A 21,284-nucleotide genomic window follows, 5' to 3' on the forward strand; every position below is an offset into this window, starting at 1 on the left:
CATTCGTGAAGTTACAGATCGGTAACACCCTAGTCAAGAGGTGTGCCGAATTTTTAGGGAGCCCCCATTCTTAGGGAACCAAGGAGACTTCGATGGCAGATGGCACTTCGGAACGCGTCCGGCCCCGGGATCGGATCCTGGAGACGGCGCAGGACATGTTTCACAAACATGGCATCAAGGGCGTCGGCGTCGACGCCATCACCGAAGCCGCCGGCACCAACAAGATGACGTTATACCGTCATTTCGAATCCAAGGACGATCTGATCATCGAGTGCCTGCGCGCCACCGCATCCAAGGCCGGCGCGATGTGGGATGCATTCGAGACTGAATATCCTGGCGACAAGCTCGCGCAACTGCACGCCTGGGTTCGCAAGGCCGCCGAGATGCTCAGCGCCGACAGCCGCGGCTGCGATATGGCCAATGCCGCCATCGAATTGAGCGAGACCGATCATCCGGCAAGGCGTGTAATCAAGGAACTCAAGGATGCCCAGCGCGAGCGCCTGGTGAACCTGTGCCGGGAGGCCGGTGTTGGCCAGGCCGAGCTTCTCGCCGACACGCTGTCGCTATTGCTCGAGGGCGCCCGCGTCAGCCTGCAGAGCGTCGGCGCCGAAGGCCCCAGCGCGCAGTTCGTCCGCATGGCTGAAGGCCTGATCGCATCGTTCAAGGCGCGATAGGGCTCTGCCTGCGCCTCCGCGTTTTTGCCGCGGACGACATCTCCAGGAACGAAAATGAAAAAAGCCCGCTGCCGGGAGGAGGTGGCAGCGGGCTTGATTTCGAACACGGCGCGGGAGGAGGTGCACCGAATTCAAGGCCGGCATCGCATCTGGGAGGAGTAGATGGCCGACACCTGCGAACTTACGGATTGCCTAACGATTCGGCAATTGCAAAAGATGCATAGCAGATGTGCAGATTTGCCGTATCACCGCTGAAGCCGGAGAACGGCATCATTGCACCGGGACGTTTTCCTTGAAGATCAGGCGTGGCTCGATGAATTTTCGGGTCAGATAGGGCGCCGAGGACGCGATCGAGCCGAGCAGGCGAATGACCGACTGCTCGGCGATCAGCCGCGCATTCTGGTCGATGACGACATCGAGCAGGTCGTCGACGAGATAACCGCGTGTTGCCCGCGTCAGGTCATGGCAGATGAACACCGGCTTCCTTTGCGGCCTGGCTTCCAGCAGCGCCTTCGCCACGCCCGAGCGTCCGGCGCCGACGCAATAGATGCCGAGCAGCTCCGGCTCGTTGTGCAGTGCCTGCATCGTCGCGGTGTAGCTGATATCAGGCTCGTCGTTGATCTCGACGGCGCTGGTCACGGTCAGATTGGGGAACTCTTCGCTCAGCACCGAGCGAAAGCCCATTTCGCGTTCCTCGTGCCCGCGATAGGAGCGTGAGCCGACGACCATTGCCAGATGGCCTGGGCGTCCGCCCAGGAAACGGCCCATCAACAAGGCCGCGGTGCGGCCGGCAACGCGGTTGTCGATGCCGACATAAGCCGAACGTGGCGCGCCCGGCACGTCGGACACCAGCGTGACGAGGCGGATGCCGGCCTCGACGATCTCGCGCAGGATGTTGCGGGTTCGCGGGTGATCGATCGCGATCACGCCGACGCCGTTTGCCCTAAGCGAGAGGTTTTCGATCGCCGCCTGCAATGCTCCGGGCGAAATGCCGGCGAGGTTGTGGATCCGGCAGGAGGCGACCAGCGGCAGGCGCGCCGCGTAGTCCTCGATGTGCCTTGCCAGGTCCATCATGAAGGCGTTGGAGCCGATCGGCAGGAAGAATTCGAGATGCGCCGGCCGCGAGGGCAGCGCCACCTGGTCGACCACCGGCAGATAACCGAGCTGCTTGGCCGCTTCCATCACGCGCTGCCGGTTGGCGGCACTTGCGCCCGGCCGGTTGTTCAAGACCCGGTCGACCGTCGCGGTCGACAGTCCGCAGCTCCTGGCTATATCCGAAACGGTGGCTTTCATGGTCCCAGTCATAGGAGCGGATGCGATCCCGTGCCAGACATGCGGCTACCGGCTCTGGTTGAGGTGTTCAGGCTCCCGAATGCTTGCCGTCGGCGATGGCGTCGCGGATCTCCTTGTCGGACATGCCGGTGATGATCCGCTCGACCTCGGCGACGTTGGTCGTCTTCGGGTCGATGTCGTCGGCGACCACCTTGCCCCGGCGCATGACGACGATGCGGTCGACCACCTGGAAGACATGGTGGATGTTATGGGCGATGAAGATGCACGAGTGGCCCGAATCGCGGGCGCTGCGCACGAAACTCAGCACGCCTTGCGTCTCGGCGACGCCGAGATTGTTGGTCGGCTCGTCGAGGATGATCAGGTCGCTGTCGAAATGCATGGCCCGCGCGATCGCCACCGCTTGCCGTTCGCCGCCGGAGAGCGAGCCGATCGGCGTCGTCGGCGGGATGTTCTTCGAGATGCCGACCTGCTTCAGCAGATCGCGGGCGACCACGTTCATCGCCTCCTGATCCATTCGGTTGAGGAAGCGCGGTGGCTTGATCGGCTCGCGCCCGAGAAACAAATTGCGGGCGATCGACAATTGCGTGACCAGCGCCGAGTCCTGATAGATTGTCTCGATGCCGTGGGCGATGGCGTCGCTGGTGCTGCGGAAGTCGACCTTCTTGCCGCGGATGAAGATGTCGCCGCTGGTCAGCGGAACCGCACCCGACAGCACCTTGATCAGCGTCGACTTGCCGGCGCCATTGTCGCCGAGCAGCCCGACGATCTCCCTTTCATTGACATGGAAATTGGCGTCCACCAGCGCCTGCACACGCCCGTAGGACTTGCGGATGTTTTCCATGCGGACAAGCGGTTCGGCCACGGTTCACGTCCCTGCCTGATGCCGGCGTTCCAGCCATGAGTGGAGCGCCATCATGCCGAGGATGATGGCGCCGATGAAGATGTTGTAGGCAAGGCCCGGCACGCCGATCAGCACGATGCCGTTGCGCATGACGCGCAGGATCAGGATACCGAGCACGGTTCCGATGATGGTGCCGCGCCCGCCGGTCAGCGCGGTGCCGCCGATCACCACCATGGCGATGACTTCGAGTTCGTAGCCGGTGCCGCTGTTGGGGTTGGCCGCCGAGGTGCGCAGCGAGGAGATGACGCCGGCGAGCGAAGCCATCAGCGACGACAGGATGAACAGGCCGATCTTGACGCCGCTGACATTGACGCCGCGCGCCCTTGCCGCGTTGGGGTTGCCGCCCGCCGCCTGGATCCAGTTGCCGGTGCGGCTCTGCGTCAGCACATAGCCAAGCGCGATTGCGGCTGCGATGAACCAGAACAGCGACATGTAGATGCGGAACGGCCCGATGAAGAAGTCGCCGACCAGCACTTCCGCGAGCCAGCTGCCTTCGGCGCTCCAGGTGCGTTGCGGGAAACCGTCGGTGACGAACAGGGCAGTGCCGCGCACGACAAGCAGCATGCCGAGCGTCACCAGGAAGGACGGGATCTTGAGCTGCGTGACGAACCAGCCATTGACCAGCCCGATGAAGGCGGCGACCACCAGCGCGATGAGGAAGCCCATTTCCAGCGAGGTGACGCCGCTGTTGAACAGGGTCCACATCAACACCGGCGAGAAGCCGAATACCGATCCGACGGAGAGGTCGAATTCACCTGAGGTCATCAGCAGCGTCATCGCCAGCGCGATCAGGCCGAGCTCGACCGTGAAGGCCAGCGTGTTGGAGATGTTCTGCGGCGACAGGAAGCTGGGGTTGATGCTCCAGAAGACAGCGATCTCGACGACGAGCAGCACGAAGGGACCGAATTCGGGCCTCGCGATCAGGCGTTGGATGAGGGAACGATTTTCCACCTTGGACCCGCGAAAATGAGTGGAATTGCCTGGAACCTGCACCGCATCCGGCAGGTCGGCGGAAGGGAAGGACAGTCGCGACCGCAGGTGCGGCCGCGACTATTCTGATTGCGGATTATTTGCCGGCCAGGATCTTGTCGTAAACCTCGGCGGTGTCCTTCTCGTAGAGCGCGCCGGTGATCACGTTGAAGCCGGGTGGGATGCCGCTGGCGGCCATGTTGGCCAGCGAAAGCGCGACATAGCTGGTCGCCTGCGGATCCTGCCACTGCGCGGCATTGACGTAGCCGTTCAGCACTTCCTGGGTGGTGTCGAGCGAGTTGCCCCAGCCGACGACCGGGATTTCGCCCGGCTTGACGCCGACCTGGTCGAAGACCCGCTTGATCGAGCCGGTGACCAGGTCGCCGAGGCCGATGATCGCCTTGACCTTGGCCCTGTTGGCGGTGAGGTAATCGACCATGCGGTTGATCACTTCGGCCTGGTCTAGCGTGGCTTCGGTGATCTCATAGGTGATGCCGAGCGGCTCGAAGACGCTCTTGATGCCTTCCTCTTCCTGGACGCCATAGGTAGCGCCGGGAATTTCGACCGGCATCCAGACGAAGTCGCCCTTCTTCACCAGGCCCTTGTCGACCAGATACTGCGCCCAGTGCCTGCCGAAGGTGACGTTGTCGCCGCCGACATAGGCGTTGAAATTCGCCTTCGGGTCGGGCGTGTTGAAGTTGATGATCGGGATGTTCGCCGCGCGGGCTTCCCCAACGATCTCGACAAGGCTGCCCGGATCGGGGCTGGTGGTGACGATGCCGTCGGCCTTGGCCGATATCGCCGCGCGCACCGCCTCCTGCTGCGACGCCACGTCGCCATTGTGGAACGAGGTGTTGACGGTGTTGCCGGTGTCCGTCGCCCATTGCTTGGCGCCGGCAAGGAAATAGGTCCAGACCGGGTCGGCCGGGCCGCCATGCGAGACCCAGTAGAAGGTCTTGGCCTGTGCCGCCGCCGGAATGGCCAGCGCCATGATCAAGCCGAATACAAGCAGTCGTAGTCTTGTCAGCATTTGATTTCCTCCCATTTTGAAAGTGACCTCCACATCGGGCGATCCGGGCAAAGCCCTGACCGTACCTCCTGTCATCGCCGATCCGGACGCTCCAAGAGCATCCCCTTTTTCGGTCGATGGCAAGCCTCCATCCACCAAAGGATGTTGGCGCAAGGCACGGCGCCATCAGCAATCCCATCAGATTGCATCAGTTTGGCTGATATTTTCCAAGCGGGAAGCACCGCAGCAGCGCCTCAGGCGCTGCTGCGGTGCCGGGTAGGGGAATGCATATTGAAAGCCGGCCTGCCGCCGGTGCCTGCTCAGAACCGATAGGTCAGACCGCCCTTGAGCGCATTGGTGCTGGTCTCGCTGGCCAGCTGGCCTTCATAGTCGACGTTCAGCGAGAGGTTCTGGCTGACATTGAAGTCGAAGCCGGCGCTGAGAACGAAACTGTCCCTGGCGATCGGCGTCCCGGCAACGCTGAAGCTGCCGCCGGTCTCGATAAACGACATGGCAAGCTCCGGCGTCACGTCGCCATAGGCATGGCGCCAGGCGAGCGTGGCATGCGGGGTCAAGGTGCCGGCGCCGACGACGAAGCTTTTCGCCAGCCGCAGGCCAAGCGTGGAATAGGGCACGTCAAAGGAAAGGCCGGACGAGCTCAGGCCGGTGGCGGGCGCATTGGTCTCGCTGAAGCTGTCCGTCTCGATCCGGCTCCAGGCCATCTGCGCGAAAGGCTCGAAACCCATGCCGCCGGCTTCCGCCGCATAGGCGGCTTCGACGAAGAGATTGGTGGTCGACCCGTCATAGGAAGCTATCGGCTGTTCGGCGACGCCGAGCATGCCGGCGGTGCGCTTGGTATCGATGTCGCTCCAGCCATGGCTGGCGCCGCCGCGCAAACGGAAATCGTCGAAGCTGGCGCCCGCATAGGCCGCAACCAGAACCGTCGAGGCATCGGCGCTCGACAGCCGCGCGTCGACATCGCTGCTGGCCGAGGCGTAGCCGGCGGCAATGCCGAACGTTGCATAGCCCATGGTCACATCCGCGCCGGCGAGAAAGCCGCCAAGGGAGCTGTCGAGCTTGGCCGCGTCGCCATTGCCGTTGGCGCTGTTCCACTGGCCGAAGCCTTGAGCCCAGGCGGAGTAGACCGGTCCCGTCGCCCCGGCTCCCGGCGCATTCATCGGAAACGGGCTGGCCGGCGAGGTCGGACCATAGGCCAGAACGGGACCGTCGAAGGCGAGCGCCGCCGTGGCGGGCGACGTGCCGGCCGAGGCTTGGCGCAGGCGGCCGACCAACGTGTCGGCGACCAGCGTGCTTTGATTGAACAGCGTGTTGCCGAGCGAGGCATGCGCCTCGCCTGAAAGCAGGTCGTAGCCTGTCGCGATGTCGTCTTCTTCGCCGGCGGTCGCGGCGGCGAGCGTGGAATGGAGCGTGCCGCCGCCCGCTGCGCTGAGAGCGTCGGCGACCGCCGCCTGGTTGGCGGTCTTGGCGAAACTGGCGAAGGAGACGCCGTTCGACGCCAGCTCCAGCGTTATCGAAGCGCCATCGCGCCCCAGTGTCGCGTTCGTGAACAGGAAGTCAGGGGCGACGAGCGCGTCGAATTGTCCGTCCGGCGTCGTGGTCTGCGAGGCCGAGACGATGGTGTAGGTTCCGAAGGAGAGCGACCCGAGGGCGGACAGCTCGACCGTGCCGCCATTGATCGCCGAGGTGCCGGCAACGATCTGGTCCGAACTGCTCCCGCTGATCTCGACAGCGTAGGTCGAACCGGCGTCGAATGTCGCCGTGCCGTCCACCGTGATGGCGCCGACCGAGTTGCCAGGCGAAACGGTGCCGCCCGCCGCCACCGTGAGGCCGCCGAGGGTCGCATTGCCGCCCAGCATCGCCTCACTGCCGACACTGACGTTGGCCGAGGCGAGCGAGCCGTTGAGGATGAGGCTGCCGTTCACCGTCACCGCGCCGGCAAAGCTGCTGGTGCCGGTGGCGGTGAAGCTGGAGCCGGCTCCGACGAGCAGCGTCTCGAAGTCGCGATATTGCGCGTCGTTGCCCAATAGACCGAGATCGATACCGCCGGTGCCACCCAGCTCGAACGTATCGCTGCCGGTACTGCCGGTGACATAACCGACCATCTGGCTGCCCGAGCGATAGATGAACAAGTCGTCGCCGTCGCCCATGTCGACGGCCTTGGCATTGCCGCTCTGGATCAGGCCGGCATTGTCGATGATATCGTCATTGGCGCCGATGAACGTGACGGCAACGCCGTCCGAGCGGATCACGCCTTCATTGGTGAGCGTGGTGGAGAAGGGCGCCGGACCCTGCGCGCTGTCGTCGATGAGGATGGCACGCCCGACATTGTCGACGCCCTCGTTGAAATAATTGTCATAGGCCTCGATGACACCACCGGCATGGTTGTCGATCACGCCGCCGCGCCGGCGGCGATGCCATCGGCGGTGTTCAAATCGCCGTCCTTGGTTCCCGTGGCGCCGGTGCCCTGTATCAGGCCGTAATTGTCGAGCGCGACCTGGCCGTCGACATCCACGCCGTCGCCATCGCCGTCCGGCACCGCGGGATCGCCATCGTCGTCGAGGAGGCCGGTCACCGCGCCACGAATGGCGCCGTGGTTGGTCACCGTGACGACGGTGTCGCCGGAACTGTCGATGTTGATGCCCGATCCATTGCGGCCGACAATGAGGCCGCCGGCCTCATTGTCCACATTCATCTCACCGTCGCCGGTTATGCCGTGCTTGGCGCCGAGAATCTGGCCGCCGGCCTTGTTCACCACCGTGCCGCCGGCGTCCTGGAAATCGACGCCGTCGCCATCGCTGGTCAGGTCGACCGACTGGATGAGGCCGTAATTGGTCACGGTCGCGCCGGCGCCCGGGCGCATGGCGTCGGCGCTCTGCGACTGGATGATGCCGGTGGCATGGTTGGTGACGGTGATCACATTGTCCGGCGACGTGAGGTCGGCGAAGTCGAGCGCCTGGCCTTCGCCGCCGTCGATCAGGCCATGGTTTCCAATGCTGATCACCGCGCTCGAGCCATTGTTGTCGGCGCTGATCTTGAAGGCGTCATCGGTGCCGAGAATTTTGCCGCCGAGCTGGTTGACGAGTTCAAAGGACTTCAGCGTCTCGACATTGCCGTCATCGTCGAAGCTGAGGGCGCGGTTGCCGTCCTGCGCCTCTATGGTCCCGGAGTTGATCAGCGTAATGGTGCCGGCACCGAAGCGGATCGCGTCGTTTTCCAGCGCGGTGATGGTGCCGGCATTCTCGATCAGCACCGTGGCTGTCGCCGATGTGGCGCCATTGAGATCGAAGACCTGGCCGGTGTTCGAAGTCATCGAACTGGTGTTCACCACATGCAGATTGCCGTTATTGAAGGCATTGTTGATGCGCAAGGTGTCATTCGCGGATTCGATGCTGCCATCGTTCCGCAGCGTGAATGGCCCGCTTACCGTCCCGCTGGTGTCGATGGCCCGGCTGCCGCTGATGATATTGCCGTCATTGACGATGCTGACGCCGGCGGGGCCGGTGGCCGCGCCGTTCCAGATGATGGCGCTCCCTGGCACATCAAGTGTGCCGCCGGCTTCGATCTGCCCAATATCGGTACCGGAGACGGTTTGCTGGCCGGTCTGCGTCGTGCCTGTCACGACCGTGAAGGAATCGGCGCGGGCGGTGAAAGGAACGGACAGGACAGTCGCGGCCGCGAGCAGCGCAAGATAGCTCACCGACGACGAGAAGAAGCGGTTCATGATGGAGGCCCCAAGCCAGTTCTAAAGCCAGTTTTGTCTCATGCCCCGCTAACCAATGCGGATGACAAACAGGTGACAGCCGGGGTGATGTCGCTATGACCGCTCGTGTATTTCGCAACCTGGCGCAGCTCGCCCAAAACCGCTGCCCGCTTTTTGGGCGACATGCGTCATAAATCCTCCTCTAGATGAGGTCTGCTTTGGCAAGGTCTCGCATCAGATGGCTGGCGCCGTAGGTCCAGTGCGGGCAATCGGGCGACAGCCGCACGCGGTTGACCAGGGCGCCGAATTTCTCCGACGAGATGGTAACGATGTCACCGACCTTGTGCGTAAAACCCTTGCCCTTTTCGCCGCGGTCCTTCGACGGCACGAACATGGTGCCGAGATAAAGCGCCAGCCCGTCCGGGTACTGGTGATGCGGTCCCATCGCGGCCGCGACCAGCTCTTCCGGCGAGCGGCTGATCTCGGCCATCGAGCTCGCACCCTCCAGCGAAAACCCGTCCTCGCCCTCGACCTTCAGGTGCACGATGGCCTGCTTCACGTCGTCGATGGAAAATGTTGCGTCGAACAGCCGGATGAATGGGCCAACTGCCGCCGAGGCGTTGTTGTCCTTGGCCTTGCCGAGCAGCAGAGCCGAGCGTCCTTCGACGTCGCGCAGATTGACGTCGTTGCCGATCGTGGCGCCGACGATCCTGCCGCTGCTGGCGGCGATCATCGCGATCTCGGGTTCGGGATTGTTCCATGTCGACACCGGATGCAGGCCGACATCGGCGCCGAAGCCGACCGAGGCCATCGGCTGGCACTTGGTGAAGATCTCGGCATCCGGGCCGATGCCCACCTCCAGATATTGCGACCAGGCGCCGCGCGCAATCAGCTTGGCCTTGATCTCCATCGCCTCCGGCGAACCGGGCCTGAGCTTCGACAAATCATGGCCGATCAGCCCGGCTATGTCGGCGCGAATGGCGTCCGCCTTCTCCGCCGAGCCGCGCGCCTGTTCCTCGATGACGCGTTCGAGCAGGGATACCACGAAGGTCACCCCTGATGCCTTCACCGCCTGCAGGTCGACGGGGGACAGCAGGTATGGCTGTGCCGGATCGCGCGCGGCCTGGAAACTGTTGGCGGCGATCGCGTCAAGCGAGCCGACCGCTCTGCCCTTGGCCGAGCGCACATGTCCGGCAGGATCCGCCATCTCGCAGATGTCGCGTATGGTCGGTGCGGCGCTCGACGTTATGTCGAAGATAGTGCCGTCGCGCACCGTGACGACCAGCGGATGCGACGCATCGCTCGTCCTGGCGCGGCCGATGAAGAGGCCCTCGGCGGGTAGGTGCGTCGGGTTGGTCATGCCTTGAAATCCTCCATTGTCTCGTCCTGCCGCGGCAGTCGTCCCGGCCGTGCGCCACAATCAAGCCGGCCTGATCGGCGCGGCGCGGCACTTTCAACAAATTCCAGCCAAAGGTCTATCCCGTCCTCAAGGCGAGATCTGCTATCTGGCGGTCTCTGCGCCCCTGGACCTCAATCGACTTTGATTTGTCCCAATGGTGAGATGGAAAGGTCGTTCAAAACCATTGATGCGCGGTGGTAGCCCGGCTATTCGGCGGCCTCGCGAACGGGTATCAGCCGCCGCTCGACCTGCTGGAGATGCAGGCGCATGGCTGCCGCCGCGCCGCCGAGGTCGCGCTCGGCGATTGCTTCGACGATCCGTTCATGGTCGGCAAAGCTGTGATGATCCGGCGGCGGGCGCGCGCCTTCGGAGCGAAGACGCCCCCAGACCACGGTCCGGCGCACGGCGTTCAGCACATCGAACAGGCCAAGCAGCACATTGTTGCGGCTGGCCTGCGCGATCTGCCGGTGCAGCAGATTGTCGATGTTCTCGTATTGCCGCCACGTCACGGCCTCCCGCGTCTGCGCCAGCGATTGCCGCATCGCCGCGATGTCGGAAAGCGTGGCGTGCAGCGCCGCTTCGCGCGCGATCTCGGGTTCGATGATGAGGCGCGCGCGCATCACGTCGGCAGGGTTTGTGCGGCCCGCGATTTCGGAAATCCCGATCGTCTCCTCGACCGGCCCCCTGCCGACGAAGGTGCCCCTGCCGACGTGACGCCAGATGCGGCCGTCCTTCTCGAGCACCGCCAGCGCCTTGCGCAGATCGCCGCGCGACACGCCAAGGCTCTCGCACAGCTCGCGCTCCGCGGGCAGCCGGGTTTCACCGGAATGGTCCATCTGGGCCAGATAGGCCTGAAGCTGAACCAGGGCGGCTTGGCCGCCACTGCCGGCATCGTCCATCAATTTAACCAATCCGCCTATTGTTTCCCTTTGCTGGTGTTAAAACGATTGCCGCAAACCGTCAACTGCCAAGTTTTCTCGGCTAACGGGCATCGTGTGAAGATGTTTCTCCTTGACCAATCGGCTTAATTTGCTTAACCAATTAGGAAAATGGTTACAAAAAACGGGAGGAATGACAATGGCCAGACTATCCAGACGCACCATCCTAGCCACCGCTTTCGCGGCGGTCCTGTTAAGTGCGCCGCCCCTGTCGGCGGCAAGCGCGGGCGACATGCGCATCGCATTCGGCGACCTTCCCGGCATCGAATCCATCCAGACGCTCGCCGCGATAGAGCGCGCCAAGGAGCGCGGCGTGAATGTCGAGCTCATCGTGCTCAATGACGAGGACCTGGCTGCCCAGGCGATCGTCGGCGGCCAGGCCGATGTCGGTATCGGCGCGCCCTATACGCTGATCCAGAAGGCGGGCGTGCCGATCCGCATCTTTGCGCAGATTTCGACACTGCGCTTCTTTCCTGTCGTGAACAGCGAATTCTACAAGGAATGGAAGGATCTGGACGGGCAGGACGTCGCCGTTCAGGCGCGCGGTTCCGGCACCGAGGCGGTCATGCTGCTGATGGCGAAGAACCAAAGCATCAAGCTCGGCAACATCAGCTACGTCCCGGGCTCCGAGGTGCGCCGCAATGCGCTGCTCCAGGGGACGCTGAAGGCGTCGATCGTCGATGCCGCCAACAGGCGCGCGCTCGAGGCCGAAGCCCCCGGCAAGTTCATTGTTCTGCCGGTCGAGGACCTCGGCGCCTCCGATGAAGCGCTTTTCGCGACGGCGGACTATCTGAAGAACAACGCCGCCGACGTCGACATCCTGGTCGAGGAATTGATGAAGACCGGGCGGGAAATAGCCGCGAACCCGACGGTCGCGGTTGAATTCCGCAACAAGTATAAGCTGCTGCCGGATCTCGGCGCGGAAGCGGATGGCGAGATCACTGAATACTACAAGGAAACCGCGGCAGCCGGCAGCCTTGCGCTGAATGGCGGCGGCGCGGATGCGGCCGCCGACGACTTCGCCTTCTTCAGCCTTGCCGGCCAGATCGAAGGCGATCCCGCCAGCCTCGAGGTCGCGGACTTCTGGGATGTCGCAGCCCTCGACCGCGCCGTCGCCAAGCTCGGCAAGAAATAGGCGGCCTGGCGGATGGCCCTGAGCATCAGAACAGACGGCGAGGCCGCCGGCCTCGCTGCCCCCTCCAGCCGCAGCACGACGGGCGCCTGGTGGGACCAGCCGGTCGTGCTCAGGCTCATCTCGATCGCTGCTTTCGCGGGGATCTGGGAGGTGGCCGGGCGCATTCCCGTCAGCTTCGCCTTTCCAACCTTTTCCGACACGATCATCGCGTTTTTCGGATTGCTCGCCGACGGCAGCCTGGCCAACGCCTATCTCTCGACACTGCAGCCACTGGTGCTCGGCGTCGTCCTGTCGGCGTTCCTGGGTGTCGGCCTCGGCACGATCTGTGGCCTCTGGCGCACCGGCGAATGGCTGCTGATCCCCGTGTTCATCGTGCTTCAGGCTGCTCCTGTCGCCGCCTTCATCCCGATGGTCACCTTCGTCTACGGGATAGGCATGACCGCCAAGACGCTTGCTGTCATCATCCTTGCACTGCCGGTCATCGTGCTCAACACCTACAAGGCCGTGCGCAACGTCAACCAATCGTTGCTCATCATGTGCCGGTCGTTCCTGGGCACACCGTGGCAGACGGTCGCCAAGATCATTCTTCCGGACGCCAGCCCGGTTATCTTCGCCGGCCTGCGCCTCGGCGTCGCTGCCGGGTTCGTCGGCGTGGTGCTCGCCGAACTGCTGATTACCCCGACCGGCATCGGCGACCTCATCACATTTCACCGCTCGCGCGCGGACTACGCCGAGATGTATGCAACAATTGCCTCGATCATTGCTCTTTCCACCCTGACACTGGTCTTTCTGCAGTGGGTGGAAGTTCGTGTTTTCAGGCCCGAAAGCAGAGGTACCTGACATGCATGCTACCGCATTGCGAAATGGACCGTCGCCGGTGCCGGCACCGATCGATTCAATCGTGGAAGTGAGGGGACTTTCCAAGACCTACGGCAACGTCGAGGCGCTGCGCGGCATCGACCTCGACTTTCCCAGAGGCAAGCTGACCAGCCTTCTCGGACCCAGTGGTTGCGGAAAGACGACGCTGTTGAAGATCATCGCGGGCCTGATAAAGGCCGATGGCGGAACCGTCGCGATCAACGGCAAGCGCGTCAGCGCACCAGGCCCCGAGCGCGCTTTCGTGTTCCAGGACTTTGCGCTGATGCCTTGGGCGACGGTGACACGCAACGTCGCCTTCGGCCTCGAATTGCGCGGCACCAACAAGGCCGAACGCGAGGAGACCGCGCACCGCTACATCGCCGAGGTGGGTCTCGCCGGCTTCGAGGACAAATATCCCCACGAACTCTCCGGTGGCATGCGCCAGCGCGTCGGCCTGGCGCGGGCATTGTCGGTCGATGCCGATGTCCTGCTCCTCGATGAGCCGTTTTCGGCGGTCGACGAGCAGAACCGGCGCAAGTTCCAGGAAGATTTGATCCGGCTGCGCACCAATCAGAACAAGACCTTCATCTTCGTCACGCATTCGATCGAGGAGGCTGTCTATATCTCCGACCGCATCGTCTTGCTGTCGCCGCGGCCTGGCAGGGTTTCGCAGATCATCGAACCGCAAATCGATCGCTCCGGCGACCCCGAGCGCATTCATCGCGACAGGCACTATCTCGATACCGTCGAGGAGATATGGCAGGGGCTCAAGCAATATGTGGAATGATCGGCAATGACCCTGTTTGGCTATCGCATACCAATGATGGCGTCCCTGCTCGTCTGGTGCGTCGTGTGGGAAATCGTCGGCCGGCTCGACCTTGTCTTTCTGCTCCCGCCCTTTAGCGACGTGCTGATTGCAGCGGTCGATCTCGTGCAGACCCCGTCCTGGCAGACGGCGACGGTCACGACCCTCCGCGCCTTCGCCATGGGCATGGCCCTGTCGATCGTAATCGGCGTGCCGCTGGGCATACTGATGGGGCGCTTCAAGATCGCCGACGATCTGCTCGGCATGTGGGTCAACATCTTTTCCAGCGCACCGCTTTCGGCGATCGTTCCGGTGCTGATGATCCTGTTCGGCTTCGGCGAGAAGACGATCGTCGCGGCGGTGTTCCTGTTCGCGATCTGGATCATCGTTCTCGACGCGCGCGCCGGGGTCCGCCATATCTCGCCGTCGCTGATCGAAATGGCGCGTTCCTATGGCGCCTCGCGCCCGGCGCTCTACACCAAGATCATCCTTTGGGCGGCCCTTCCGGAAATCCTTGCCGGCATCCGACTTGGCCTCATCCGCGGCGTCAAGGGCGTTGTCATCGGCCAGCTGCTCGTCGCCATCGTCGGTTACGGTGCGCTGTTCGAGACCTTTTCGCGCAATTTCCGCATGGCCGAGTTCTGGGCCCTGACCATCATCCTTTTCGCCTTCGCCCTGGTGATCGCCGAACTGATCGAACGGGCCGAAGCCAAAGTCGAATATTACGCAGGAGCAAGACAGTGAACATGCACGGCACGACCTACGTCATCGAACCGAACGCCATCCCGAGCCTTCCCGTGGCGGGAACCGACAAGAGGTTTCCGGTGCACCGGGTCTATTGCGTCGGGCGCAATTACGCCGCGCACGCTGTCGAGATGGGACACGACCCCAGCAAGGAGCCGCCTTTTTTCTTCCAGAAGAACCCCGACAACCTTGATACGTCAGGAGAATTTCCCTACCCTCCGGCCTCCAATGATGTTCATCACGAAATCGAAATGGTCGTGGCGCTTAAAAGCGGCGGCAGGGATATCCCGGTCGAAAAGGCCCTGGACTGCGTGTTCGGCTATGGTGTGGCTCTCGATATGACCCGACGCGACCTGCAGGGCAAGGCGAAGGACATGGGCCGCCCATGGGAAGTCGGCAAGGCTTTCGAGGCATCAGGGCCATGCACGCCGTTGGTTCCGGCCAGCTCGATCGGTCATCCCGACAGGGGAGCGATCTGGCTGGACGTCAATGGCGAACGAAAGCAAACTGGCGACCTCAATCAGATGATCTGGAAAGTTCCCGAAATGATCAGCTATCTCTCAGGTCTTTTCACGCTGATGCCGGGGGACATCATTCTTTCCGGCACGCCGGCAGGCGTCGGGGCGGTCGTTCGCGGGGACGCTCTGCTCGGTCATGTCGAGGGCGTCGGCGACCTAGAGGTTCGCGTTGTCTGAAGCAGCATCGATTGTTGAGCGGCTCATTGCCGGTGCCGATGATGCGCCGGCGATTGCGGCGCCGGACAGGACCACGCTCACCCATGGCGGGCTGCGCCGCCTGATCTCCGAAACAGCCGCGCGGCTCAATGCGCTCGGCCTCGGCCGTGGCGACCGGGTGGCCATCGTGCTGCCGAACGGGCCGGAGATGGCGACGGCCTTTGTCGCCGTGGCTGCCGCCGCCTCGACGGCGCCGCTCAATCCCGCCTACCGGGCCGACGAGCTCGATTTTTATCTCTCCGACATCGGCGCCAGGGCAATCCTGGTCGCCGAGGACGAGAGTGGTCCGGCGGTCGCCGTCGCCGAGCGCCTGGGCATCGGCGTGCTGAGGCTCGCGGCACGGGGTGATGCGCCGGCCGGCAGCTTCGGCATCGACGGCAAACCGGTTGGTCCGTCTGTTTCGTCCGGCCTGGCCGGGGATGGCGACATCGCGCTGTTGCTGCACACATCCGGCACCACGTCGCGCCCCAAGCTGGTGCCGCTCAGCCATGCCAATCTCGCCGCCTCTGCCGCCCATATCGGCGCGACGCTCGGGCTGACGGCCGATGATCGCTGCCTCAACATCATGCCTCTGTTCCACATCCATGGGCTGATCGCGGCGGTGCTGTCCTCGCTTGCCGCCGGCGGCAGCGTCTTCTGCACGCCGGGCTTCAATGCGCTGCGCTTCTTCCATTGGCTGGGCGAGGCGCGGCCGAGCTGGTACACGGCCGTGCCGACCATGCATCAGGCGATCCTGCCGCGCGCGGCGCGCAATGCCGATCAACTGGCGGCGGCACCGCTGCGCTTCATCCGCTCATCCTCGGCGTCGTTGCCGGCGCAGGTGATGGCCGAGCTAGAAGCGACCTTCGGCTGCCCGGTGATCGAATCCTACGGCATGACGGAAGCCGCGCACCAGATGGCCTCGAACCGGCTGCCGCCGGGCCAGCGCAAGCCGGGCAGCGTCGGCGCCGCCGCCGGGCCGGAAGTGGCTGTGATGGCGCCGGACGGGCGACTGCTCAAAGCCGGCGAGACCGGCGAGATCGTCATTCGCGGTCCCAATGTCACCGCTGGCTATGAGAAGAATCCGGACGCCAATGCCAGCGCCTTCGCGCATGGCTGGTTCCATACCGGCGACCAGGGCGTGCTCGATGAGGATTTCTATCTGCGCGTCACCGGCCGGCTGAAGGAGATCATCAACCGTGGTGGCGAGAAGATCTCGCCGCTCGAGGTCGATGAGGTGCTGATGGATCATCCGGCGGTGGCGCAGGTCGTCACCTTCGCCATGCCGCATGACAAGCTCGGCGAGGATGTCGCCGCCGCGATCGTGCTGCGCGAGGGCATGGCCACGACCGAGGCCGATATCCGCGGATTTGCCGCAACGCGGCTCGCCGATTTCAAGGTGCCGCGCAAGGTCCTGATCCTGGAAGAAATCCCCAAGGGCGCGACCGGCAAGCTGCAGCGCATCGGCCTCGCCGCCAAACTTGGTCTTAGCTGACGATGCGGATCACCGTCTTTGGCGCCGGCGCGATCGGCGGCTATCTCGCGGCCAAGCTTGCCATGGCCGGCCGCGTCGATCTTTCGATCGTGGCGCGCGGCGCGCATCTCGACGCAATCAGGGCGGACGGACTTCGCCTGATCGAGGACGGCCGCGAATCCGTCGCTCCTGTCAGGGCGGCTGTGCGGGCCGAGGAGCTTGGCGTGCAGGACTATGTCGTGCTGGCGCTCAAGGCCCATTCCGTCGCCCCAGCGCTTGACAAGATCGCGCCGCTGCTTGGGCCGGGCACGGCCGTCGTCACCATGCAGAACGGCGTGCCCTGGTGGTATTTCCATGACGTTGGCGGGCCGCTGGAAGGCACAAGGCTGCAGGCGGTGGATCCCGGCGGCGCGATCTGGGACCGGCTCGGGCCGGAGCGCGTCATCGGCTCCGTCGTCTATCCCGCCGCCGAAGTGGATGCGCCCGGCCTGATCCGCCATGTCGAGGGTACGCGCTTTTCGCTTGGCGAGCCTTCGGGCGAGAAGAGTGAACGCGTCATGCGGCTTGCCGAGGAAATGATGGCGGCGGGTTTGCAGGTGCCCGTCCGTGACGACATCCGCGGCGAAATCTGGGTGAAGCTCTGGGGCAATCTCTCCTTCAATCCGATTTCCGCGCTGACCGGCAGCACGCTTGCCGCGATCGCCGGCGACGAGGCGACCCGCGCGCTTGCCCGCGCCATGATGCTGGAGGCGCAGGCGATCGGCGAAAGCCTCGGCGTCCGTTTCCCGATATCGGTCGACCGGCGCATCAAGGGTGCCGGCGACGTCGGCGAGCACAAGACCTCGATGCTGCAGGATCTGGAGCGCGGCCGTCCCATGGAGATCGACGCGCTGGTGACGGCGGTGCAGGAACTCGGCCGGCTGACCGGCCAGCCGACACCCACCATCGACAGCGTGCTGGCGCTGGTACGCCGCCTTGCCATCGAGCGGGGGTGCTATTTTCCACTGTAGTATGTTCTTGATTTGTTCTAGTCTGTTCCGTCGGATAGGAATGCCGGACGGGATCAGCCGTGAACGAGCTGCCTTCATTCGGAATCGGCAAGAACGGCCAGACTTTCTTCCGCTGGGACGAGCCGGACCAGCGTCGCAACGATCGGCTGTTTTTCGCCATTCTTTTGGAAAGCACGATCGCCGCATCGCTGGCGCCGAGGGCGGCTGGCTGGCAGCGTGAGTTGGGCCTGCGCGGCGCGCTCATTCCGGCGGAGCAGTTGCATATCTCGCTGGTTGGGCTCGGCGACCATGACGGATTGCCGATGTCCCTTGTCGAAGCCGCCTGCCGTGCCGGTGAGCTCGTTCAGGCGGCATCGTTCGATGTTTCCTTCGATCGTCTGTCGGCCTTCGGCGGCGGCGCACTGGTGCTGCGCGGCAGCGGCGGCATCCCACCGTTGCAAGCCTTTTGGCGCAGCCTCGGCGCCACGCTCGCCGACAGCCCGCTGAAGCCCTTCATGGCGAATTCCTTCGAACCCCATGTCACCTTGCTGCGCGACAGGACGCGTGTCGCGAAGCTAGGCGAACGGGTCATCGAACCGATCGGCTGGACGGTGCGGGACTTCGTGCTCATCCACAGTTTCCTGGGGCGCGGCCGGTACCGACTCTATGGCCGCTGGCGACTGAGCGGCCAGGACGATGCGGTAGCCGCTATGTGAGAATACCTATGAGGCCCCCTCATCCGGGTGAGGGGGCACTTGCCATTGCTCGGAAAGGCCGCCTCAGATCGTCTTGACATAGTCCGCAAGCTGGTCGAGCACGGTGCCCCAGCCGTCGAAGAAACCCATCTCCTCGTGGTTGTTGCGCGTGGCCTCATCGCGGTGGATGGCGGTCGCGGTATAGCGCGTCGCCTTGCCTTCCGGCTGGAACGATATGACCGCGGTGATGAATGGGTCTCCCGACGGGCGATAGCCAGGCAGCAATGCGTCGGTCCACACCAGCCGCTCGTTCGGCACGATGTCGAGGTAGCAGCAATGGCGGTCGTTCACTTGCCTGCCATCAGGCGACTGCATGCGGGTCCGGAACAGGCCGCCGGGCCTGAGGTCGATCTCGCAATCGGTGATGATCCACGGCTTCGGTGTGAACCATTGGCGGACATGCTCGGGCTTGGTGTAGGCGGTCCAGAGCAGTTCTCGCGGCGCATCGACAACGCGTTCGAGAACGAGGTCGAGTCTCGGATCGGGTTTGAACGGCGGGGTCATATTCATTTGTCGCTTTCCCTAAGTTTCATGACGTAGGCGTCGAATTGATCGAGGCGGCGTTCCCATGGCGTGCGCTGTTCGGCCAGCCAGTTTTCCGCGAGCTTCAGCGGCTCGGGCGCGAGCTGGTAGGTCCGGACACGACCGGTCTTTTGCGAGCGCACCAGTCCGCAGCCTTCCAAAACCCTGAGATGTTCGATGAAGGAGGGCAGGGCCATGTCGAATAACTGGGCGAGTTCACCGACCGAGGCGGGGTTTCTGTTCAGCCGCTCCACCACACGGCGGCGCGTCGGATCGGCCAGCGCCCGGAAAATGCCGTCGATCGGCGGGGGACTTGCGGTCTGCGGTTTGTTGCCACGGTCGTCTTCCTCACGCCACCGCGTCGGCCAATGCCGGCTTGGCCGCTGGCAAAGCGAGAAGCGTGGTTTTAGGGTGCGGCCAGATTCGACCAGCGATCAGTCCGAGGGACCACAGTTTTGACGATCACGATGTACGGCATCACCAATTGCGACACGATCAAGAAGGCGCGGATCTGGCTGGAAAGCCATGATGTCGCCTATCGATTCCATGACTACAGGGTCGAAGGGCTCGACGCGGACCGGCTGGACGGCTGGTCCGGCAAGGTCGGCTGGGAAATCCTGCTCAACAAGGCGAGCACGACATTTCGCGAACTGTCGGACAAGGACAAGCTGAGCCTCGACGAGAACAAGGCCAAGGCGCTGATGCTGGCCAAACCGACGATGATCAAGCGGCCGGTGCTGGAGCTTGGCGACCGTATCCTGGTTGGCTTCAAGCCTGATGTTTATCAGCAGGTGGTGGGCGGGAAGTAGACGTGGTCCACATCCGTCGCGATCCTTCGCGCCCCCCTCTGTCCTGCCGGACATCTCCCCCTCAAGGGGGGAGATCGGATGTCGCGAGTGCTTTCGCCAATTTTCAGCGTTGGAAGAAAGTCGCCGCCGGCGAAGCTGCTGATCTCCCCCCTTGAGGGGGAGATGGCCGGCAGGCCAGAGGGGGGCGCTGTCCCGCCGGCCTCCAAAAATTCTGACCGGCTCAATCCACCCGCGCAAATAGCTCTCCAGCGCCAACGCGTTGTTGTGCGCCTCGTCAGTTTGCTGGCCCCTAAGCCCATTCGCCCTTGCGCATGACCGGCGCGCGGCCACCGTCCTTGCCGAGCCCGTCTATGTCGATCTTGTCCGAGCCGATCATCCAGTCGATATGAATGAAACTCTTGTTGCCGCCGCGCGCCGCGATCTCGTCCTGGCTGAGCGAGGCGCCATCGACGAAGCACTTCGAATAGCACTGTCCGAGCGCGATGTGACAGGCGGCGTTCTCGTCGAACAGCGTGTTGAAGAACAAAAGGCCGCTCGCCGAGATCGGCGAGGAATGCGGCACCAGCGCCACTTCGCCGAGCCGGCGCGCGCCTTCGTCGGTGTCGAGCACCTTCTGCAGCACGTCCTCGCCCTTCGAAGCCTTTGCCTCGACGATCCTGCCGTCCTCGAAGCGCACCGAGATCTCGTCGATCAGCGTGCCCTGATAAGATAGCGGCTTGGTCGAGGAGACATGGCCCGAGACACGCCTTGCATGCGGCGTGGTGAAGACCTCTTCGGTCGGAATGTTCGGGTTGCAGGTGATGCCGTTCCTGGCGGTCGAAGCGCCGCCCATCCATTCATGGCCGTCCGCCAGCCCGACGGTGAGGTCGGTGCCCGGTCCGGTAAAATGCAGTGCATGGAAATTGTGACCGTTCAGCCATTCGGTCCGGCTCTTCAATGCCGCGTTGTGCGCCGTCCAGTTGCCGATCGGGTCCTCCACATCCACCCGCGACGCCGCGAAGATGGCGTCGGCGAGCTTCACCACCGCGACGTCGTCGGCATCGCTTGGAAATACTTGTTTGGCCCAGGCGAGGTCGGGATAGGCGACGATGTTCCAGTTGATGTCGAAGCCGGTGATCTTCTCCAGCGCCGGCTGGTAGGCGATCGAATTCGCCTTGTTGGCGCGCGCCACCTTGGCGGGGTCCTGCGCCGACAACAGCGAAGGGTCCTCGCCGCGCACCGCTAGCCGTGCCGCATTGCCGGCGAAGGCCTTCGCCATGCCCTCATAGAGCCAGCCGGCGGCGCGGTCGAAACCGGCATCGGCCCCGTAGCGGTAGCGCGCCAGCGTGATCTCGTCGTCATTAAAGATCGGCGTCACCAGGCCGGCGCCGGCCTTGTAGGCATGCTCGATGATCCGCCGCGTCAAGGGCAGGGCGGCGATCGACGAGGTCAGCACCAGATCCTGTCCCGGCTGCAATTGCAGCCCGACCTTGATGGCGACCTCAGCCAATTTATCGAGCTTCACCGGGTCGATCGATGCGGAAACGCCGCGCGAATGTGTGGTCATGGTCCTGCCTGCCGTGATGTGGGGTTCGGT

Annotated in this window: 21 protein-coding genes; 10 read left to right on the forward strand and 11 right to left on the reverse strand. The window is 63.8% G+C overall.

Going from position 1 to position 21,284, the window contains the following annotated elements; translation table 11 throughout:
• Nucleotides 1-92: 92 nt before the first annotated feature.
• Complete coding sequence (locus tag MESS4_RS11590; RefSeq protein ID WP_006330219.1) at nt 93-674, forward strand: TetR/AcrR family transcriptional regulator; 582 nt, start codon at nt 93-95, stop codon at nt 672-674.
• A 270-nt stretch (nt 675-944) separates the two neighbouring features.
• On the opposite strand, the gene MESS4_RS11595 is transcribed toward MESS4_RS11590, so the two are convergent.
• The 8 genes from MESS4_RS11595 to MESS4_RS11625 form a co-directional block, all read right to left on the reverse strand.
• Nucleotides 945-1,967, reverse strand: coding sequence for a LacI family DNA-binding transcriptional regulator (locus MESS4_RS11595; RefSeq protein ID WP_006330220.1), 1,023 nt, complete (start codon nt 1,965-1,967; stop codon nt 945-947).
• Nucleotides 1,968-2,034: 67 nt separating this feature from the next.
• The gene (locus tag MESS4_RS11600; protein WP_006330221.1) at nt 2,035-2,829 is read right to left on the reverse strand and encodes an ATP-binding cassette domain-containing protein; all 795 of its coding nucleotides are present in this window, start codon (nt 2,827-2,829) and stop codon (nt 2,035-2,037) included.
• A gap of 3 nt (nt 2,830-2,832) precedes the next feature.
• Nucleotides 2,833-3,819, reverse strand: coding sequence for an ABC transporter permease (locus tag MESS4_RS11605; RefSeq protein ID WP_006330222.1), 987 nt, complete (start codon nt 3,817-3,819; stop codon nt 2,833-2,835).
• 115 nt (nt 3,820-3,934) lie between these two features.
• The gene (locus MESS4_RS11610) at nt 3,935-4,867 is read right to left on the reverse strand and encodes a substrate-binding domain-containing protein (RefSeq protein WP_006330223.1); all 933 of its coding nucleotides are present in this window, start codon (nt 4,865-4,867) and stop codon (nt 3,935-3,937) included.
• Nucleotides 4,868-5,166: 299 nt separating this feature from the next.
• Nucleotides 5,167-7,260: an autotransporter outer membrane beta-barrel domain-containing protein gene (locus MESS4_RS34485; RefSeq protein WP_006330224.1), complete on the reverse strand. Its 2,094-nt coding sequence runs from the start codon at nt 7,258-7,260 to the stop codon at nt 5,167-5,169.
• Complete coding sequence (locus MESS4_RS34490; protein ID WP_006330225.1) at nt 7,257-8,588, reverse strand: hypothetical protein; 1,332 nt, start codon at nt 8,586-8,588, stop codon at nt 7,257-7,259. The genes MESS4_RS34485 and MESS4_RS34490 overlap by 4 nt, the downstream gene beginning before the upstream one ends.
• A 181-nt stretch (nt 8,589-8,769) precedes the next feature.
• Nucleotides 8,770-9,927 (reverse strand): fumarylacetoacetate hydrolase family protein, encoded by a 1,158-nt coding sequence (locus MESS4_RS11620; protein ID WP_006330226.1) that lies wholly within the window; start codon nt 9,925-9,927, stop codon nt 8,770-8,772.
• A 245-nt stretch (nt 9,928-10,172) separates the two neighbouring features.
• The gene (locus MESS4_RS11625; protein ID WP_006330230.1) at nt 10,173-10,865 is read right to left on the reverse strand and encodes an FCD domain-containing protein; all 693 of its coding nucleotides are present in this window, start codon (nt 10,863-10,865) and stop codon (nt 10,173-10,175) included.
• Nucleotides 10,866-11,043: 178 nt separating this feature from the next.
• On the opposite strand from MESS4_RS11625, the gene MESS4_RS11630 reads away from it, so the two are divergent.
• The 8 genes from MESS4_RS11630 to MESS4_RS11665 are packed head-to-tail and all read left to right on the forward strand — an operon-like array spanning nt 11,044 to nt 18,338.
• A complete protein-coding gene (locus MESS4_RS11630) occupies nt 11,044-12,039 on the forward strand; it encodes an ABC transporter substrate-binding protein (RefSeq protein WP_006330231.1) in 996 nt (331 codons plus the stop codon).
• A 12-nt stretch (nt 12,040-12,051) separates the two neighbouring features.
• Nucleotides 12,052-12,879: an ABC transporter permease gene (locus MESS4_RS11635; protein ID WP_006330232.1), complete on the forward strand. Its 828-nt coding sequence runs from the start codon at nt 12,052-12,054 to the stop codon at nt 12,877-12,879.
• A gap of 1 nt (nt 12,880) precedes the next feature.
• The gene (locus MESS4_RS11640) at nt 12,881-13,684 is read left to right on the forward strand and encodes an ABC transporter ATP-binding protein (protein ID WP_006330233.1); all 804 of its coding nucleotides are present in this window, start codon (nt 12,881-12,883) and stop codon (nt 13,682-13,684) included.
• 6 nt (nt 13,685-13,690) lie between these two features.
• Nucleotides 13,691-14,446 (forward strand): ABC transporter permease subunit, encoded by a 756-nt coding sequence (locus MESS4_RS11645; protein ID WP_006330235.1) that lies wholly within the window; start codon nt 13,691-13,693, stop codon nt 14,444-14,446.
• A 2-nt stretch (nt 14,447-14,448) separates the two neighbouring features.
• Complete coding sequence (locus MESS4_RS11650; RefSeq protein ID WP_006330236.1) at nt 14,449-15,141, forward strand: fumarylacetoacetate hydrolase family protein; 693 nt, start codon at nt 14,449-14,451, stop codon at nt 15,139-15,141.
• Nucleotides 15,134-16,654 (forward strand): acyl--CoA ligase, encoded by a 1,521-nt coding sequence (locus tag MESS4_RS11655; protein ID WP_006330237.1) that lies wholly within the window; start codon nt 15,134-15,136, stop codon nt 16,652-16,654. The genes MESS4_RS11650 and MESS4_RS11655 overlap by 8 nt, the downstream gene beginning before the upstream one ends.
• Nucleotides 16,655-16,656: 2 nt before the next feature.
• Nucleotides 16,657-17,643, forward strand: coding sequence for a 2-dehydropantoate 2-reductase (locus MESS4_RS11660; protein WP_006330238.1), 987 nt, complete (start codon nt 16,657-16,659; stop codon nt 17,641-17,643).
• Nucleotides 17,644-17,702: 59 nt separating this feature from the next.
• The gene (locus MESS4_RS11665) at nt 17,703-18,338 is read left to right on the forward strand and encodes a 2'-5' RNA ligase family protein (protein ID WP_006330239.1); all 636 of its coding nucleotides are present in this window, start codon (nt 17,703-17,705) and stop codon (nt 18,336-18,338) included.
• A 63-nt stretch (nt 18,339-18,401) separates the two neighbouring features.
• On the opposite strand, the gene MESS4_RS11670 is transcribed toward MESS4_RS11665, so the two are convergent.
• Both MESS4_RS11670 and MESS4_RS11675 read right to left on the reverse strand, forming a co-directional pair.
• A complete protein-coding gene (locus tag MESS4_RS11670; RefSeq protein WP_006330240.1) occupies nt 18,402-18,881 on the reverse strand; it encodes an SRPBCC family protein in 480 nt (159 codons plus the stop codon).
• A 2-nt stretch (nt 18,882-18,883) separates the two neighbouring features.
• On the reverse strand, nt 18,884-19,201 hold the full coding sequence (locus MESS4_RS11675; protein WP_036241085.1) for a metalloregulator ArsR/SmtB family transcription factor: 318 nt from the start codon (nt 19,199-19,201) through the stop codon (nt 18,884-18,886).
• Nucleotides 19,202-19,354: 153 nt separating this feature from the next.
• Here MESS4_RS11675 and MESS4_RS11680 point away from each other — a divergent pair, with 153 nt between their 5' ends.
• Nucleotides 19,355-19,708, forward strand: coding sequence for an ArsC family reductase (locus MESS4_RS11680; RefSeq protein ID WP_006330242.1), 354 nt, complete (start codon nt 19,355-19,357; stop codon nt 19,706-19,708).
• A gap of 289 nt (nt 19,709-19,997) precedes the next feature.
• On the opposite strand, the gene MESS4_RS11685 is transcribed toward MESS4_RS11680, so the two are convergent.
• Nucleotides 19,998-21,254, reverse strand: coding sequence for an aminopeptidase (locus MESS4_RS11685; RefSeq protein ID WP_006330243.1), 1,257 nt, complete (start codon nt 21,252-21,254; stop codon nt 19,998-20,000).
• Nucleotides 21,255-21,284: the final 30 nt, after the last annotated feature.

The organism is Mesorhizobium sp. STM 4661 (assembly GCF_000359125.1).
In the GTDB taxonomy this organism is placed as follows: domain Bacteria; phylum Pseudomonadota; class Alphaproteobacteria; order Rhizobiales; family Rhizobiaceae; genus Mesorhizobium.

Coding starts and splice junctions, on each gene's coding strand:
- MESS4_RS11670 (WP_006330240.1), bottom strand. CDS start 18,881: ATGACCCCGCCGTTCAAACCCGATCCGAGACTCGACCTCGTTCTCGAA.
- MESS4_RS11610 (WP_006330223.1), bottom strand. CDS start 4,867: ATGCTGACAAGACTACGACTGCTTGTATTCGGCTTGATCATGGCGCTG.
- MESS4_RS11625 (WP_006330230.1), bottom strand. CDS start 10,865: ATGGACGATGCCGGCAGTGGCGGCCAAGCCGCCCTGGTTCAGCTTCAG.
- MESS4_RS11650 (WP_006330236.1), top strand. CDS start 14,449: ATGCACGGCACGACCTACGTCATCGAACCGAACGCCATCCCGAGCCTT.
- MESS4_RS11660 (WP_006330238.1), top strand. CDS start 16,657: ATGCGGATCACCGTCTTTGGCGCCGGCGCGATCGGCGGCTATCTCGCG.
- MESS4_RS34490 (WP_006330225.1), bottom strand. CDS start 8,588: ATGAACCGCTTCTTCTCGTCGTCGGTGAGCTATCTTGCGCTGCTCGCG.
- MESS4_RS11685 (WP_006330243.1), bottom strand. CDS start 21,254: ATGACCACACATTCGCGCGGCGTTTCCGCATCGATCGACCCGGTGAAG.
- MESS4_RS11635 (WP_006330232.1), top strand. CDS start 12,052: ATGGCCCTGAGCATCAGAACAGACGGCGAGGCCGCCGGCCTCGCTGCC.
- MESS4_RS11620 (WP_006330226.1), bottom strand. CDS start 9,927: ATGACCAACCCGACGCACCTACCCGCCGAGGGCCTCTTCATCGGCCGC.
- MESS4_RS11630 (WP_006330231.1), top strand. CDS start 11,044: ATGGCCAGACTATCCAGACGCACCATCCTAGCCACCGCTTTCGCGGCG.
- MESS4_RS11640 (WP_006330233.1), top strand. CDS start 12,881: ATGCATGCTACCGCATTGCGAAATGGACCGTCGCCGGTGCCGGCACCG.
- MESS4_RS11645 (WP_006330235.1), top strand. CDS start 13,691: ATGACCCTGTTTGGCTATCGCATACCAATGATGGCGTCCCTGCTCGTC.
- MESS4_RS11595 (WP_006330220.1), bottom strand. CDS start 1,967: ATGAAAGCCACCGTTTCGGATATAGCCAGGAGCTGCGGACTGTCGACC.
- MESS4_RS11590 (WP_006330219.1), top strand. CDS start 93: ATGGCAGATGGCACTTCGGAACGCGTCCGGCCCCGGGATCGGATCCTG.